Source organism: Propioniciclava soli, assembly GCF_014858005.1.
Taxonomy (GTDB): Bacteria; Actinomycetota; Actinomycetes; order Propionibacteriales; family Propionibacteriaceae; genus Propioniciclava; species Propioniciclava soli.
Window position 1 is genome coordinate 157,623 of the sequence record NZ_JACYOT010000001.1, and the last position, 14,452, is coordinate 172,074.

Sequence of the window (14,452 nt, forward strand, 5' to 3'; positions counted from 1 at the left end):
CCGCACCCCCTGACCCCCTGACCCTTCGACACCCGAGAGGAGGTGTATCGCACATGGCCGAGATCATCGATCTCCAGGACGACAGCCCCGAGGTTCCCGACGAGCAGAAGGCGTCCAACCGCAGCTGGGGCTTCTGCCACAACAGCTACCAGTCCTACGTGTTCTGCCTCGTCAAGTGACGCGAGCAGGCACGTGAACCTATCGAGCACCATGTGAGGAGGTGAATTCAATGGCCGATGTCATCGATCTCCAGGAAGCCTGGGACAACACTCCCCAGGAGGAGAAGGCGTCCAACTACTCCCTCGCGCTCTGCCACAAGAGCTACAAGTCGTGGGTCGCGTGCTGGGTGAAGTGAAGCGCCGACCACGTCGATCCCCATCCACCACCCGAAGGAGGTGACACCCATGGCCGAGATCCTCGATCTCCAGGATGGTGCGGAGGACGCACCGCAGGAGGAGAAGGCGTCGCGCCTGAGCCTGCGGTTCTGCCGCAACTCCTACATCTCGCTCGCGCTCTGCTTCGTCAAGTGAGCAGCGCGCACCACCCGATTCACACACCGAGGAGGTGACAACACCATGGCCGACATCATCGATCTGCAGGATTCCGACGAGGTTCCCGCCGAGGAGAAGGGCTCGTTCGTCTCGTACGCGTTCTGCCGCAACTCCTACCGCAGCGAGAAGTTCTGCTGGAAGTGGTGACAACCGAGCCGGATCACCCGGGGTCCACGCGGGCAGCGCCTATCTGCCCGACCTCGACCCCGCGGTCCGAGTGACAAACGCCGCCGCCACCCGTGAGACACGGGTGGCGGCGGTGGTCGTTCGCCGCTCGCGCGGCGGTCGGGCTCAGATGACGGGCTGGGTGTGCCAGATCCGCTTGAGGTAGTCGCGCATCGAGCGGTCGGAGCTGAAGAAGCCGCTGCGGGCGACGTTCAGCACGGCCGAGCGCGTCCAGGAGTCGACGTCGGCGTACTTCTCCTCGACCTTCGCCTGGGTGGCGAGGTAGGAGTCGAAGTCGGCCAGCACCATGAAACGATCGTTGTGCACCAGGTTGGTCACGACCGAGTCGAACAGGTAACGGTCGCCGTCGGAGAAGTGACCCGACCAGATCAGGTCCAGCGCCGCCTTCAGGCGGGGGTTGCTCTCGTAGTACGTCCCCGGGTGGTAGCCCTGCGCGCCCAGCTGCGCGACCTCCGGCTCGCTCATGCCGAACAGGAAGAAGTGCTTGTCACCCACCAGTTCGCGGATCTCGACGTTCGCGCCGTCGTCGGTGCCGATCGTCAGGGCGCCGTTGAGCGCGAACTTCATGTTGCCCGTGCCGGACGCCTCCATGCCGGCCAACGAGATCTGCTCGCTCAGGTCGGCGGCGGGGATCAGCTTCTCGGCCAGCGTCACGTTGTAGTTGGCGGGGAAGGCGACCTTGAGGCGTCCCTCGAGAACGGGATCGTCGTTGACGATCGCGGCCACCTTGTTGATGAGGTGGATCGTGTCCTTCGCCATCTTGTAACCGGGCGCCGCCTTGGCGCCGAACACGACGGTGCGCGGCGTCAGGTCGGACGCGGCGATCGCGCCGGAGTGCACCTGCTCGTACAGCGACACGATGTGCAGCAGCTTGAGCGACTGGCGCTTGTACTCGTGCAGGCGCTTGACCATCACGTCCAGCAGGTGCCCGTCGGGCAGCTCGATGCCGTCGCGCTGGGCCAGCAGGTCGGTGAGCCGCGTCTTGTTCCAGGCCTTGGCCGCGCGGAACCGCTCGCGGAAGTCCGGGTCGTCGGCGTAGGGCTCCAGCTCACGCAGCCGCTCGAGGTCGGTGACCCAGCCCGAGCCGATGGTGTCGGTGATGAGCTCGGAGAGCTTCGGGTTCGCCATGCGCACGAAGCGCCGTGGCGTGACGCCGTTGGTCACGTTGGTGAACTTGTCGGGGTAGAGCTCGGAGAAGTCCGGCAGCACCTTGTCGCGCAGCAGCTGGCTGTGCAGTTCCGCCACACCGTTCACCTTCGTGCCCGCCACGGTGGCCAGGTAGGCCATCCGGACGCCGCGCGAGGGGTACTCCGCGATGATCGACATGCGACGCGCGCGCAGCTCGTCACCGGGGAAGGCCTCCCGCACGCGGGCGAGGAACTCGTCGTTGATCTGGTAGATGATCTCGAGGTGGCGCGGCAGCAGCCGGCCGAGCAGCTCGGTCGACCAGATCTCCAGCGCCTCGGGCAGCAGCGTGTGGCAGGTGTACGCGAAGCACTGCTGGGTGACCTCCCACGCCTCGTCCCAGTCGAAGCCGTGGTCGTCGACCAGGATGCGCATGAGCTCCGGCACCGCGATCACCGGGTGGGTGTCGTTGAGCTGGAAGTGGATCCGCTCGGGCAGCCGGTGGAGGTCGAAGCCCTCCTCGAGCTCGTTGTCGATGAAGTCGCGCAGCGAGCAGGCCACGAAGAAGTACTGCTGCTGCAGGCGCAGCTCCTTGCCCTGCGGCGTGGAGTCCTCGGGGTAGAGCACCTTCGAGATGTTCTCGGCGAACGTCTGTGCCCGCACGGCGTCCGCGTAGTCGCCGGAGTTGAAGATCTGGAGGTCGAACGCCTGCGTGGCCTGGGCGCTCCACAGCCGCAGCGTGTTGACGCGGCCGTTCAGGTAGCCCGGCACCATGTAGTTGTAGGGGACGCCGAGCACGTTCCACTCCGGCACCCACCGGGTGCGCGCGGTGCCCGCGGCGTCGGTGTACTTCTCGGTGTGACCGCCGAAGTGCACCGTCACGGACGCCTCCGGGTGCGGGAACTCCCACGGCGAGCCGAGCGCCAGCCACGTGTCCGGCTGCTCGACCTGGCGTCCGTCGACGAAGGTCTGGCGGAAGATGCCGTACTCGTAGCGGATGCCGTACCCGATGCACGGCACGTTCATCGTGGCGAGGGAGTCGATGAAGCACGCAGCGAGCCGGCCGAGGCCGCCGTTGCCGAGGCCGGGCTCGACCTCCTGGGCGCGGAGCGTCGCGAGATCGAGGCCGCAGAGCTCGAGGCCGCGCTGGGCGATGTCGCCGAGGTCGGTGGCCAGCAGCGCGTTGCCGAGCTGGCGGCCGAGCAGGTACTCCGCCGAGAGGTAGCCGACCGTCTTGGCCTGCGACTCGCGGGTCTTGCGCCCGGTCTCGAGCCAGCGGGCCATCAGGTAGTTCTTCACCGTGCTGGCGAGCGCGAGGTACTGGTCGTTGATCGAGCTGCGGGACAGCGCCACACCCTGGTTGGTGTTGAGCTCGTGCAGGAACTCCTTGACGAACCCGTCCACCGAGAAGGGCGGCGGGGAGACGGGCGCCGTCGCCAGCGGGTGGCTCGGCGTGCTGCTGGGGCCGTACACGCGGTGATCGGTCGACGGGGACTCGTCCGCAGTGGGAGCCGGCCCGGACGTCTGGATGTAATCAGGCATGTCCTCAAGCCTAGGGGTGTTGTGTGACGGCGAAGTCACGCGAACGCCCCCCGACTGCCGACGTCGGTGTGGGTTTCCATCTGTTTCCTCCGGAGAGCGGTTGCCACCGGGGGTGAGGACGCCGCGCGCGCCGGCCCGGCGTCCCCCAGGCCCGCGACTCAGCCCTGCGCCGGTGCCCCCAGGACGTCCGGCAGCGTTGGCGTCCGGCCGTGGACGTGCTCGCCGACGAACCCCAGCACCACCTCGTACCAGACCTTTGCGTGCTGGGGCTGCAGGATCCAGTGGTTCTCGTCGGGGAAGTACAGGAAGCGGTGCGGGCTCTGGCCGTGGGCGTCGGCCGGCAGGCCGGACGCCGACAGCAGCTCCCACCACAGCCGCAGCCCCTCGCCGATGGGCACCCGGTAGTCCTTGTCGCCGTGGATCACCAGCATCGGCGTGGTGATCTGCCCGACGAAGCGGTGCGGCGAGTGCGCCTCGGCGAGGCCGCCCATCTCGCGCGACCAGTAGAAGGGGGCATCGGTGGTGGGGCCGAACTGGTCCAACGCCCACAGGCTGGCGTGGGTCACGATGGCCGCGAACCGGTCGGTGTGCCCGGCGATCCAGTTGGCCATGTAGCCGCCGAACGAGCCGCCCATCGCCACCGTCCTCGACCCGTCGATGTCGTCGCGCGCCTCGGTGGCGTCCGTGATCGCCAGCAGGTCGGTGTACGGCGCGTCACCCCACGCGCCCCAGCCGCGCTGGAGGAAGTCGTACCCGTACCCCGTGCTCAGCGCCGGGTCGGGCAGCAGCACGGCGTAGCCCTGGGCAACGGCGTTCCACGGCGTCCACCGCCAGCTCCAGGCGTTCCACGAGCCCACCGGGCCGCCGTGGATCCACAGCAGCAACGGGGCGGGGGCGTCCGCCGAGGCCCCCTCGGGCAGGCAAAGCCAGGCCCGCACCCGGACGCCGTCCGCGGCGGTCGTCTCCACCTCGGTCAGCGTGCCGGGCAGGTCGGGCCGCTCGACGGGGTTGGGCAGCCGCGTCGCGCCGGCGGCGTCCAGCCGCACGACCTCGCTGGGGTAGGCATAGCTCGACCGGACGCCGACGACCGTCCCGTCGGGCCCAATCGCGGCCGCCGAGTAGGCCGCCTCGTCGGTGAGCCGGGTGACCTCACCGGAGCCGGCGTCGACGCGGAACAGCGGGCCCCGGCCGTCCTCGTCGGCCTGCACCAGCACCGCGGAACCGTCGGGGTACCAGGCCAGCGGGTGGGGCCACTGGTCCCAGGTCTCGGCGAGCGGCGTCACGGCGCCCGAGGCCACGTCCAGCAGGGCGAGGTGCACCGTGGTGGCCGTGTCGCGGGTGCCGCGGCGTCCGGTGGTGATGACGGCGCGGGCGCCGCCTCGGCCAATGGGCCCCGGTGCGTGGTGGACGTCGTCGTCGCCGGCCACGATCTCCCGCGTCGTGCCCGCCGCGACGTCGATCAGCACGATGCCGTCGTTGCGCGCGCCCTGCGCGACGGCGGTCGTGACACCGGCCAGCGCGAACGACCCGTCGGGCGCGACGTGCAGCCCGCCGCCGCGCAACCGCGCCCCCAGGCCCCGGGTCAGCAGGCGCAGCCGCTTGCGCGGCCCCGCGTCGACCGTGCCCGGCAGGTCGGGGTCGGTCGGGGGATCGTCCGCGTCGGTGTCGTCTGCGGCCGGCTGGGGCTCGTCGGCGGGGGCGTCCTCCACCGCGAACACGTGCGGGGCGTCCGGGCCGAGGTCGGCGTCCCAGTACCGCACCTGCGCGTCGGTGTGCAGGATGGCCGCGACCTTCTTCTCCTTGCGCAGCGCGCGCGCCTGCGCGTCCGTCTTCTCCGGGTCGTCCGACGCCTCGGCGACCGGCAGCAGGCCGGCGACCACCAGGACGCCACCCTCGCGCCCGGTGTGCACGGACTGGACGCCGCCCGGCCGCGACACCACCAGGCGGGCCTCGCCGCCCGCGGCGGGAATCATCCACAGGGCGGGCACCGGGTCGTCACCGTCGGCGTCCGGGTCGGGCCGCGCGCTGATGAAGTACAGGTTGCCGTCGGCGTCGTACGCGGCGCCGGACTCGCCCTTGGCCGAGCGCGTCACCCGGCGCGCGGGCTGCTCCCCGGTGGGGTCCAGCTCCCAGATGGCGTTGGCGTACCGGGTCTTCTTCGCGTCCAGCGTCGAGACGATGGTGGCGATGCGACGCCCGTCGGGGCTGAGGGCCAGCCCGTTCACCCGCGGGTGGGCGATGAAGTGGTCGAGGTCGTGGAACGGCGTCTGCGGCCGGCGGTGGCTCATGGGCACCATCTTGGCCGCCGCGGCCCCACAGGCAAGTCGCGAGGCGGGCGAACCGGTCCGCTCGGTCAGGGACGGTGGGTCGGTCAGGCCGGCGGGGCGGGGGGGCGCAACGCCGGTGCGCGGACGCCGGCGCGCCGCAGCGCCTCGGTCGAGCGCTCCAGCAGGTCGCGCTGCACGCCCCACTGCTGGTTCGGTGCCGTCTTGGCGAAGATGCGGAGGGTGGCGGCCCCGTCGGCGACGGCGTCCACCCCTGCGACCGTGGGCTTCTCCAGCAGGACGCCCTGCCAGCGCGGGTCGGCGTAGACGGCGTCCACCACCTCCTGCAGGACGTCGATGGCCCGCGCCGCATCCTCGTCCCAGGCGATGGGGACGCCGACGCTGCCGGTCGACCAGCCCTGGGACTGGTTGCCGATGCGCACGATTTCGCCGTTGCGGACGTACCAGACCTGGCCGGTGGAGTCGCGCAGCCGCGTGACGCGCAGGCCGACCTCCTCGACCGTGCCGGTCACCTCCCCGGTGTCGATCAGATCGCCGACGCCGAACTGGTCCTCCAAGATCATCAGGATGCCGGTGATGTAGTCCTTCACCAGCGACTGGGCGCCGAACGCGATGGCCACGCCACCGATGCCGGCCGACGCGAGCAGCGGGCCGAGCGGGATGCCCAGGATGCTCAGGATCGTCAGCACGATGAGCACGAACACCACCACGTCGAGGGCGTTGCGCAGCACCGAGCCGATCGTTTTCACCCGGGCGACGTGGCGCGCGTCGTTCGCGCCGCTGACCTCGCGCAGGATCTGCTCGGCCCGCCCCGTGACGCCCTCGCGGCGCCGGTCGGCCGTGTGCAGGGACGCCGCGACCCCCAGTTTGATCGCTCGGGCCACGACCAGCCGGCCGATCCCGGCGACGACGAGCACGGTGAGGATCTCGAGGGCGGTTTCCGGCCAGGTGAACGTGATGAGCGGCGTCATGCCCCCATTGTCGGGCCGGCCAGGCACCCTGCCTGCCGGCGACCGACGCCAAATCGTGATCCGGACGAAACCTCGAGTGTCGGACGCCGCGGCTAGGGTGCCACGCATCCGATTCCCCGATCCTGAGGTGAACCCCATGAGCACCCTGCACCGCCGGACCCTGTTCGGCATCTCCGCCGTCGCCGCCGCCGGCACCCTCGCCGGGTGCGCCCAGAGCCAGCGCACCCCGGACTCCGCCAGCACCAGCGCCGGCCAGCCGGGCAGCACCGGCACCACGGCCGAGACGTTCATCTTCGCCGGGTCCTCCGACCCGGTCATGCTCGACCCGGCGATGGCGTCGGACGGCGAGACGTTCCGCATCGCCCGCCAGATCTTCGAGGGCCTGGTGACCGTCGAGCCCGGCTCCACCGAGCTGGCGCCCCTGCTCGCGACGGAGTGGACGAGCTCCGACGACGGCCTGGCGCACACGTTCACCCTCAAGGAGGGCGTGACGTTCCACGACGGCACCCCGTTCAACGCGGACGCCGTGGTCGCCAACTTCGAGCGCTGGGCCAACTGGAGCGGCATCAACCAGAACGAGAACATCACCTACTACTACGGCAAGCTCTTCCGTGGTTACCGCAACCCCGAGGACGGCGCCGAGCCCGGCATCTACGACCGCTGCGAGACCAACGGCGACAACGAGGTGACGGTGCACCTCACCGCGCCGTTCGCGTCCTTCGTGGACGCGATGACGCTGCCCGCGTTCTCCATGCAGTCCCCGTCGGCGATGGAGCAGTACAACGCCGACAACACCCAGGGCACCGTCGACGACCCGCGCTTCTCCGAGTACGCGACGGCCCACCCGACCGGCACCGGCCCCTTCACGTTCGAGAGCTGGGACCGCGGCCAGCAGGTGACGCTCGTGCGCAACGACGACTACCACGGCGAGGCCGCGCAGGTCAGCCGCGTCGTCGTCCGCATCATCTCCGACGCCCGCGCCCGCACCCAGGAGCTCCAGGCCGGCAACATCGACGGGTACGACCTCGTGGCCCCCGCCGACATCCAGGTGTTGAAGGACGCCGGCTTCCAGGTGCTCAACCGGCCCGCCTTCAACATCTTGTACCTCGGCATCAACCAGAACGTGAACCCGGCGATGCAGGACATCCGCGTCCGCCAGGCGATCAACCACGCGATCGACAAGGACGCGGTGATCAGCCAGTCGCTGCCCGAGGGGTCCATCGCGGCCATCGAGTACATGCCGGACTCGGTGAACGGCTACAACCCCGACGTCACGCAGTACGCCTACGACCCCGACCGGGCGCGCGAACTCCTCGCCGAGGCCGGTCAGGCCGACCTCACGCTGCGGTTCGCCTACCCGACCGGCGTCTCGCGGCCCTACATGCCCACGCCGGAGGACACGTTCGTCGCGATCCGCGCCCAGCTCGAGGCCGTGGGCATCACGGTGGAGCCGGTGACGGCCCGCTGGAGCCCCGACTACCTGGACATGGTGCAGTCGGATGCCGGCATCGACCAGCGCGACGTGCACTTCCTCGGCTGGACGGGTGACTACAACGACCCGGACAACTTCATCGGCGTGTTCTTCGGCCAGCACAGCAACGAGTGGGGCTTCGACAACACCGAGCTGTTCACCGCGCTCGCCGAGGCCCGCCAGCTCGCGACCGCCGACGAGCAGGAGGCCCGCTACGCCGAAATCAACCAGATGATCGCCGACTTCGTGCCGGGCGTGCCGATCGCGCACCCGGCCCCGTCGCTGGCGTTGGGCCCCGGTGTCGAGGGCTACGAGCCGAGCCCGGTGCAGGACGAGGTCTGGAACACGATCACCATCACGCGTTGACGCATGCTGCGCTTCGTCGTCCGGCGGCTGCTGCTGCTGGTTCCGGTGCTCTTCGGGCTGAGCCTGCTGCTGTTCGCCTGGCTGCGCGCGCTGCCGGGTGACCCGGCGCGCGCGCTGCTGGGGGACCGGGCCACGCCCCAGGGCATCGAGCGCCTCAACGCGCAGTACGGGTTCGACCAGCCGCTGCCCGTGCAGTACGTGCGTTACATGGGCCAGCTGCTGCAGGGGAACTTCGGCAACAGCCCGCGCACCGGCCAACCGGTGCTGGCCACGTTCGTGGAGCGCTTCCCCGCCACGGTGGAGCTCTCGGTGGCGGCGCTGCTGTTCGCGGTGGTGGTCGGCATCCCGCTCGGGTATTTCGCGGCCAAGCGAGCGGGCGGCGTCCTCGACCTGGTGGCCGTCGGCAGCTCGCTCGCGGGCGTCGTCATCCCGGTGTTCGTGCTCGCCTACCTGCTGAAGGTGGTGTTCGCGATCGGGCTGCCGGGCCTGGACTGGCTGGCGGTGCTGCCGCCGTCGGGGCGTCAGGACGTGCGGATCAACGCCACCCACATCACCAACTTCTACGTGCTCGACGGGTTGATGACACGGGAGTGGGACGCGGCGTGGGACGCCGTCCGCCACCTCATCCTGCCCGCGCTGGCGCTGGGGTCGATCCCCCTGGCGGCCATCACCCGCATGACGCGGGCGTCGGTGCTCGAGGTGCTGGGCGAGGACTACGTCCGCACCGCCCGCGCCAAGGGCCTGGCCCGGGGTCTCATCACCCGCCGCCACGTCCTCAAGAACGCCATGCTGCCGGTCATCACGATGATCGGCCTGCTCACCGGGCAGTTGCTCTCCGGGGCAGTGCTCACCGAGAGCGTGTTCGCGTTCAACGGCATCGGCAGCTACCTGTTCGACGCCATCGCGACGCTCGACTACGCCGTGCTGCAGGGCTTCATCCTGTTCATCGCGCTGATCTACGCGCTGGTGAACCTGGTGGTCGACATCGTGTACGGCCTCTTCGACCCGAGGATGCGTGTGCGATGACCTCCGTGACCCCCGCCTCGTTCACGCCCGACGAGGGCCTGCCCCGGCCGCAGTCGCTGGTGGACGCCATGGGTCCGGCCCTGGACGCCCAGGAGACCGGCACCAGCCTGTGGGCCGGCGCGTTCCGGCGGCTGCGCCGCGACCCCTCGGCCATCGTGGGGGCCGTGATCGTGACGATCTTCGTGCTCGTCGCGGTGTTCGCACCCGTGCTCGCGCCCTACGAGCCGGCCCGCACCCAGTGGGCCAACCAGATCACCCCGACCACGCTGCCGCCGTTCTCGGCCGAGCACCCGCTGGGGCTCGACTCGTTCGGCTCGGACTTCCTCACCCAGCTCATCCACGGCGCCCGGCAGTCGCTCATCATCGGCATCGTCTCGACGCTGCTCGGCCTCGCCGGTGGCGCGCTGCTGGGTGGCCTCGCCGGCGCTTTCGGCGGGTGGGTGGACACGCTGGTGATGCGGATCGTCGACATCCTGTTGTCCATCCCCGCCCTGCTGCTGGCCGTCAGCGTGGCGGCCATCGTGGGGCGGCGTCCCGAGGCGCTGATGATCGCGATCGCAGCCGCCCAGGTGCCGATCTTCGCGCGGCTGCTGCGCGGCTCGATGCTGCGCCAGCGGGGGCAGGACTACGTGCTGGCCTCCACGTCGCTCGGGCTGCGGCGGCGCACGATCGTGATGGCGCACGTGCTGCCGAACTCGCTGGGGCCGGTGATCGTGCAGGCCACGCTGGTGCTGGCCACCGCGATCATCGAGGTGGCCGCGCTGAGCTACCTGGGCATGGGCTCGCCCGACCCGACGGTCGCCGAGTGGGGTCGCATGCTGGTGCGCGGCCAGGAGCGGCTGCAGTCCTACCCGCACCTGACCCTGTTGCCGGGCCTGTGCATCGCCGTGACCGCGCTGGGGTTCACCCTGCTCGGGGAGGCCCTGCGCGAGGCCCTCGACCCGAAGTCGCGGAGGTGAGGCCGTGAGCACCGTGGTGGGTGGGGCGGCGGCGTCCGGTTCGGTCGGTGGCGGGCCCCTGTTGAGCGTGCGTGACCTGAGCGTGGTGTTCGGACGCCGCGGCCAGCCGGGGTTCACGGCGGTCCACCACGTGTCGTTCGACGTGGCGGGCGGCGAGGTCGTGGGCATCGTGGGGGAGTCGGGCTCGGGCAAGTCGGTGACGTCGATGGCCGTGATGGGGCTGCTCCCGGCGCGCGGCGTCCGGATCAGCGGCGAGGCGCGTTACCGCGGCCGCGACCTGCTGACGATGCCCGACCGCGAGCGCGCCCGGTACCGCGGCGCCGAGCTCGCCATGGTGTTCCAGGACCCGATGACCTCGCTCAACCCCGTCGTCACCGTGGGGACCCAGGTGACCGAGGTGCTGCACGCCCACGAGCGGCTCTCGCGGGCGGACGCCCGCGACCAGGCCGTCGACCTGCTGCGGCGGTGCGGCATCCCCGACCCGGCGCGCCGGCTGGGGGAGTACCCGCACCAGCTGTCGGGCGGCATGCGCCAGCGGGCGCTGATCGCGACGGCGCTGGCGTGCAAGCCGAAGCTCCTGATCTGCGACGAGCCGACCACCGCGCTCGACGTGACGATCCAGGCCCAGGTGCTTGAACTGCTGGTCGAGCTGGTCAGGGATCTGGGGACGGCGATGGTCATGATCACGCACGACCTGGGGGTCGTCGCCGGGCTGTGCGACCAGGTGAACGTCATGTACGCCGGCCGCATCGTCGAGCGGGCGGGCTGTCACGAGCTGTTCGCGCGCCCCCGGCACCGCTACACGGAGGGGCTGCTGGCCTCGATCCCACGGCTGGACGGCGACCGGTCGCTGCCGCTCACGCCGATCCCGGGGACGCCGCGCGACGTGGTGGCGTGGGATCGGGCCTGCGCGTTTGCGCCCCGCTGCCGGTTCGTGACGGACGCCTGCGTGCGCGGCGACCTGGCCCTCGCCCCCCTGGGGCCGGGCCACGACGTCCGCTGCGTCCACCCCGCGGGCGGCGCCGCGCCCGGTGCCGTCACCGCCACGATCCAGGAGGCCCCGTGACCGATCACCTCGTCGAGGCCCAGGATCTCAAGGTGCACTACCCGATCCGCCGGGGGCTGGTGTTCGACCGCACAGTCGGCCACGTGCGCGCGGTGGACGGCGTCAGCCTGGCCGTGCCGCGCGGCAGCACCTACGGGCTCGTCGGCGAATCGGGCTGCGGCAAGTCGACGCTCGGCCGGGCGCTGCTGCGCCTGGAGGAGACCGCGGGCGGGCAGATCGTCTTCGACGGCGACGACATCACCCAGCTCCGCGGCGAGCCGCTGCGGGTGCTGCGCCGACGGATGCAGATGGTGTTCCAGGATCCGATGGCGAGCCTCGACCCCCGCCAGTCGATCCAGTCGCTGCTCACCGAGCCGTTGCGCGTCCACGGCTTGGCGGAGGCCGATCGGGAGGAGTTCGGGGCCGACTCGTCGGCGTCCCACCTCGCCAAGGCGGTGCGCATGCTCGAGCTGGTGGGCCTGCCCCGCGCGACGCTCGAGAAGTACCCCCACGAGTTCTCCGGCGGGCAGCGGCAGCGGATCGGCATCGCGCGCGCGGTGATCCTGAACCCCGAGCTGGTGATCGCCGACGAGCCCGTCTCGGCGCTCGACGTCTCGGTGCAGGCCCAGGTCATCAACCTGCTCGAGGATCTGCAGGACGCCCTCGGCCTCACCTACGTCGTGGTCGCCCACGACCTGGCGGTCGTCCGGCACATCAGCGACCGCATCGGGGTGATGTATCTCGGCGTCATCGTCGAGGAGGCACCGGCCGACGACCTCTACGCCGAGCCGCTGCACCCCTACACGATCACGCTGCTCTCGGCGATCCCGGTGCCGGATCCGGTCGCCGAGGCGTCCCGCGAGCGCATCCTGCTCTCCGGCGACCTGCCCAGCCCGGCGAACCCGCCGACCGGATGCCGCTTCCACACCCGGTGCCCCTGGGTGCGCGACGAGCTGTGCCGCACCGAGGTGCCCGCGCTGCGCGAGATCGCGCCGGGGCGGCGCGTGGCGTGCCACTGGGCGGAGTCCATCGCGGCGGGCCGGCTGGCCCCGGACGCCGACGCCGTGGTTCCGCCCCGCGGCGACTGACCCCGGCGATTCACGGGAACACCCGGCGTCGGCCAACAGACGGTCCACGTGGCGCACCCGGCATTCACGTGGCGCACCCGAGAATGACGTGGCGCAGTGCCGCTCACGTGGCGGCCCGTCCAAGGCCCTCCAGGTGAGCGGCGCTGCGCCACGTGGAACTGAGGTCTGCCCAGTGGTGTTGAGCTGCGCCGGGTGGAGCTGCGGTGCGCCGGGTGGGCTCAGGCCGAGGCCACGGCTTCGGTGAACCAGCCCGTGAGGGTCGTCGGGTGGGTGATGGCGGTGCCGACCACGACGGCCCATGCGCCGTGCCGGATCGCGCGTGCAGCCTGAGCCGGCGTGTGGATCCGGCCCTCGACGAACACCGGCACGGACGCCAGCGCCACGACCTCGTCGATGCACTCCCAATCGGGGCCGTCCGTCTTGGGTCGCTCACCGGTGTAGCCGGCCAGGGTGGTCCCGAGGATGTCCGCGCCGGCGTCCTGCGCGGCGGCCGCGTCGTCGGCCGACCCGCAGTCGGCCATCACCAGCACGTCAGGGAAACGGTTCTTCAGCTCGGTGACGGTGCGGGCGAACGACAGCCCGTCCGGACGCGGCCGCCGCGTCCCGTCCAGGGCCACCACCTCGACGCCGGTGTCGGCGACGGCGAGGCAGTCGTCGAGGGTCGGGGTGATGTAGACCCCGGAGTCCCCCACCTTCACCAGCCCGATCAGCGGCACGGACAGCACGGGGCGCATGGCCCGCAGGTCGTCCAGTCCCTTGCCGCGGATGCCCACCGCTCCACCGGCCACCGCCGCCTGGGCGACCTGCGCCATCGTCCGCGGGTCGAGCATCGGCTCGCCGGGGTAGGCCTGGCACGACACGACCACGCCACCGCGCAGGGCCTCGAGATCCACCGTCATGACGCCACCCCCCGCGGCGACGCCACGAGGCCCACCTCGGCAAGGAGGACGTCGATGCGGGCGAGCGCCGCGTCCGGCAGCGGCGTGAGCGGTGCGGGCATGGCTCCGGACGCGATCACACCCAGCCGCGCCAGAGCCGCCTTGAACGCCCCGATGCCCGCGGCGTCACCACCGAGACCCACCGGGGTGAACGCGATCTCGAACAGGTGGGCCAGGCGATCCTGCTCGGCCCGGGCAGCACCCCAGTCGCCCAGGAGGGCGGCGTCCCAGAGGCGCCGGTACCCGGCCGGATCGACGTTCGCCAGGCCGGGGACCACGCCGTCGGCCCCCAGCAGCGCCATGCCGTCGACCATCACCTCGTGACCGGTCGAGATCGACAGGGGGGAGCCGGCGTCCGCGTTGGCCCGCACCAGGCGGCGGAAGGAGACGTCATCGCCGGAGGAGTCCTTGACCCCGGCCAACACCCCCTCGCGCCCCAGCTCCACCACGAGGTCGACGCCCAACTTCGCGTTCACCCGCACCGGCACGTCGTACGCGATCACCGGGACGTCGACGGCGCGCGCGATCATCCGGAAGTGCTGGGCGACCTCCGCCGCCGACGCGAGCGCGTAGAAGGGCGCGGTCGCCACGACGGCGTCCGCACCCCAGTCGACAACGCGGCGCGCCAGCTCCGCGACCCGGCGGGCCGTCAGGTCGGGCGTCCCGACGAACACGGGCACTCGGCCCGCAGCACGATCCACCACCCGGCGGACCACCGCCTCGCGCTCCGCGTCGGTCAGGTAGGCCACCTGGCCGGATGAGCCGAGCACGAACAAGCCGTCCATGCCGCCGGCCACCAAGTGGTCGACCAGACGGTCCAGGCTCGGCAGGTCAAGCTCGCCGTCGACCGTGAAGGGCGTCAGGACGGGGGGGATGATGCCGGACAACAACGACATGGG

The 14,452-nt window shown here is 71.2% G+C and carries 14 protein-coding genes; 9 read left to right on the forward strand and 5 right to left on the reverse strand.

Going from position 1 to position 14,452, the window contains the following annotated elements; genetic code table 11:
* Window positions 1-53 precede the first annotated feature (53 nt).
* From IFY26_RS17615 to IFY26_RS17630, 4 genes are read left to right on the forward strand one after another with little or no spacing between them, the layout of a single operon-like run.
* Window positions 54-179, forward strand: a complete 126-nt coding sequence (locus tag IFY26_RS17615; RefSeq protein WP_269778947.1) for a hypothetical protein — start codon at window positions 54-56, stop codon at window positions 177-179.
* A gap of 50 nt (window positions 180-229) precedes the next feature.
* Window positions 230-355, forward strand: a complete 126-nt coding sequence (locus IFY26_RS17620; RefSeq protein ID WP_269778948.1) for a hypothetical protein — start codon at window positions 230-232, stop codon at window positions 353-355.
* A gap of 49 nt (window positions 356-404) precedes the next feature.
* Entirely contained in the window at window positions 405-530 is a 126-nt protein-coding gene (locus tag IFY26_RS17625; protein WP_269778949.1) for a SapB/AmfS family lanthipeptide, read from the forward strand.
* 45 nt (window positions 531-575) lie between these two features.
* The gene (locus IFY26_RS17630; protein WP_269778950.1) at window positions 576-698 is read left to right on the forward strand and encodes a hypothetical protein; all 123 of its coding nucleotides are present in this window, start codon (window positions 576-578) and stop codon (window positions 696-698) included.
* Window positions 699-842: 144 nt separating this feature from the next.
* On the opposite strand, the gene IFY26_RS00695 is transcribed toward IFY26_RS17630, so the two are convergent.
* The 3 genes from IFY26_RS00695 to IFY26_RS00705 all read right to left on the reverse strand — a co-directional run bounded on the left by IFY26_RS00695 (window position 843) and on the right by IFY26_RS00705 (window position 6,660).
* Complete coding sequence (locus IFY26_RS00695) at window positions 843-3,404, reverse strand: glycogen/starch/alpha-glucan phosphorylase (RefSeq protein ID WP_232547089.1); 2,562 nt, start codon at window positions 3,402-3,404, stop codon at window positions 843-845.
* Between the two features lie 158 nt (window positions 3,405-3,562).
* A complete protein-coding gene (locus tag IFY26_RS00700; protein WP_232547090.1) occupies window positions 3,563-5,692 on the reverse strand; it encodes a S9 family peptidase in 2,130 nt (709 codons plus the stop codon).
* A gap of 83 nt (window positions 5,693-5,775) precedes the next feature.
* Window positions 5,776-6,660 carry a mechanosensitive ion channel family protein gene (locus tag IFY26_RS00705; protein ID WP_232547091.1) on the reverse strand — a complete coding sequence of 295 codons (885 nt, stop codon included), beginning with the start codon at window positions 6,658-6,660 and terminating at the stop codon, window positions 5,776-5,778.
* Between the two features lie 136 nt (window positions 6,661-6,796).
* On the opposite strand from IFY26_RS00705, the gene IFY26_RS00710 reads away from it, so the two are divergent.
* From IFY26_RS00710 to IFY26_RS00730, 5 genes are read left to right on the forward strand one after another with little or no spacing between them, the layout of a single operon-like run.
* On the forward strand, window positions 6,797-8,497 hold the full coding sequence (locus tag IFY26_RS00710) for an ABC transporter substrate-binding protein (RefSeq protein WP_232547092.1): 1,701 nt from the start codon (window positions 6,797-6,799) through the stop codon (window positions 8,495-8,497).
* Between the two features lie 3 nt (window positions 8,498-8,500).
* Window positions 8,501-9,523, forward strand: coding sequence for an ABC transporter permease (locus tag IFY26_RS00715; protein WP_232547093.1), 1,023 nt, complete (start codon window positions 8,501-8,503; stop codon window positions 9,521-9,523).
* A complete protein-coding gene (locus tag IFY26_RS00720) occupies window positions 9,520-10,482 on the forward strand; it encodes an ABC transporter permease (RefSeq protein WP_232547094.1) in 963 nt (320 codons plus the stop codon). The genes IFY26_RS00715 and IFY26_RS00720 overlap by 4 nt, the downstream gene beginning before the upstream one ends.
* Window positions 10,483-10,486: 4 nt before the next feature.
* Window positions 10,487-11,548 carry an ABC transporter ATP-binding protein gene (locus IFY26_RS00725; protein WP_232547095.1) on the forward strand — a complete coding sequence of 354 codons (1,062 nt, stop codon included), beginning with the start codon at window positions 10,487-10,489 and terminating at the stop codon, window positions 11,546-11,548.
* Window positions 11,545-12,615: an ABC transporter ATP-binding protein gene (locus IFY26_RS00730; protein WP_232547096.1), complete on the forward strand. Its 1,071-nt coding sequence runs from the start codon at window positions 11,545-11,547 to the stop codon at window positions 12,613-12,615. The genes IFY26_RS00725 and IFY26_RS00730 overlap by 4 nt, the downstream gene beginning before the upstream one ends.
* 218 nt (window positions 12,616-12,833) lie before the next feature.
* Here the strand turns inward: IFY26_RS00730 and IFY26_RS00735 are convergent, their stop codons facing one another.
* Both IFY26_RS00735 and IFY26_RS00740 read right to left on the reverse strand, forming a co-directional pair.
* Window positions 12,834-13,514 (reverse strand): N-acetylmannosamine-6-phosphate 2-epimerase, encoded by a 681-nt coding sequence (locus tag IFY26_RS00735; protein WP_232547097.1) that lies wholly within the window; start codon window positions 13,512-13,514, stop codon window positions 12,834-12,836.
* On the reverse strand, window positions 13,511-14,449 hold the full coding sequence (locus IFY26_RS00740) for a dihydrodipicolinate synthase family protein (protein WP_232547098.1): 939 nt from the start codon (window positions 14,447-14,449) through the stop codon (window positions 13,511-13,513). The genes IFY26_RS00735 and IFY26_RS00740 overlap by 4 nt, the downstream gene beginning before the upstream one ends.
* Between the last annotated feature and the right edge of the window lie 3 nt (window positions 14,450-14,452).

Bases quoted from the DNA above. Each gene is read 5' to 3' on its own strand.
- IFY26_RS17615 (WP_269778947.1), top strand. From the start codon at position 54: ATGGCCGAGATCATCGATCTCCAGGACGACAGCCCCGAGGTTCCCGAC.
- IFY26_RS17620 (WP_269778948.1), top strand. From the start codon at position 230: ATGGCCGATGTCATCGATCTCCAGGAAGCCTGGGACAACACTCCCCAG.
- IFY26_RS17625 (WP_269778949.1), top strand. From the start codon at position 405: ATGGCCGAGATCCTCGATCTCCAGGATGGTGCGGAGGACGCACCGCAG.
- IFY26_RS17630 (WP_269778950.1), top strand. From the start codon at position 576: ATGGCCGACATCATCGATCTGCAGGATTCCGACGAGGTTCCCGCCGAG.
- IFY26_RS00695 (WP_232547089.1), bottom strand. From the start codon at position 3,404: ATGCCTGATTACATCCAGACGTCCGGGCCGGCTCCCACTGCGGACGAG.
- IFY26_RS00700 (WP_232547090.1), bottom strand. From the start codon at position 5,692: ATGAGCCACCGCCGGCCGCAGACGCCGTTCCACGACCTCGACCACTTC.
- IFY26_RS00705 (WP_232547091.1), bottom strand. From the start codon at position 6,660: ATGACGCCGCTCATCACGTTCACCTGGCCGGAAACCGCCCTCGAGATC.
- IFY26_RS00710 (WP_232547092.1), top strand. From the start codon at position 6,797: ATGAGCACCCTGCACCGCCGGACCCTGTTCGGCATCTCCGCCGTCGCC.
- IFY26_RS00715 (WP_232547093.1), top strand. From the start codon at position 8,501: ATGCTGCGCTTCGTCGTCCGGCGGCTGCTGCTGCTGGTTCCGGTGCTC.
- IFY26_RS00720 (WP_232547094.1), top strand. From the start codon at position 9,520: ATGACCTCCGTGACCCCCGCCTCGTTCACGCCCGACGAGGGCCTGCCC.
- IFY26_RS00735 (WP_232547097.1), bottom strand. From the start codon at position 13,514: ATGACGGTGGATCTCGAGGCCCTGCGCGGTGGCGTGGTCGTGTCGTGC.
- IFY26_RS00740 (WP_232547098.1), bottom strand. From the start codon at position 14,449: ATGTCGTTGTTGTCCGGCATCATCCCCCCCGTCCTGACGCCCTTCACG.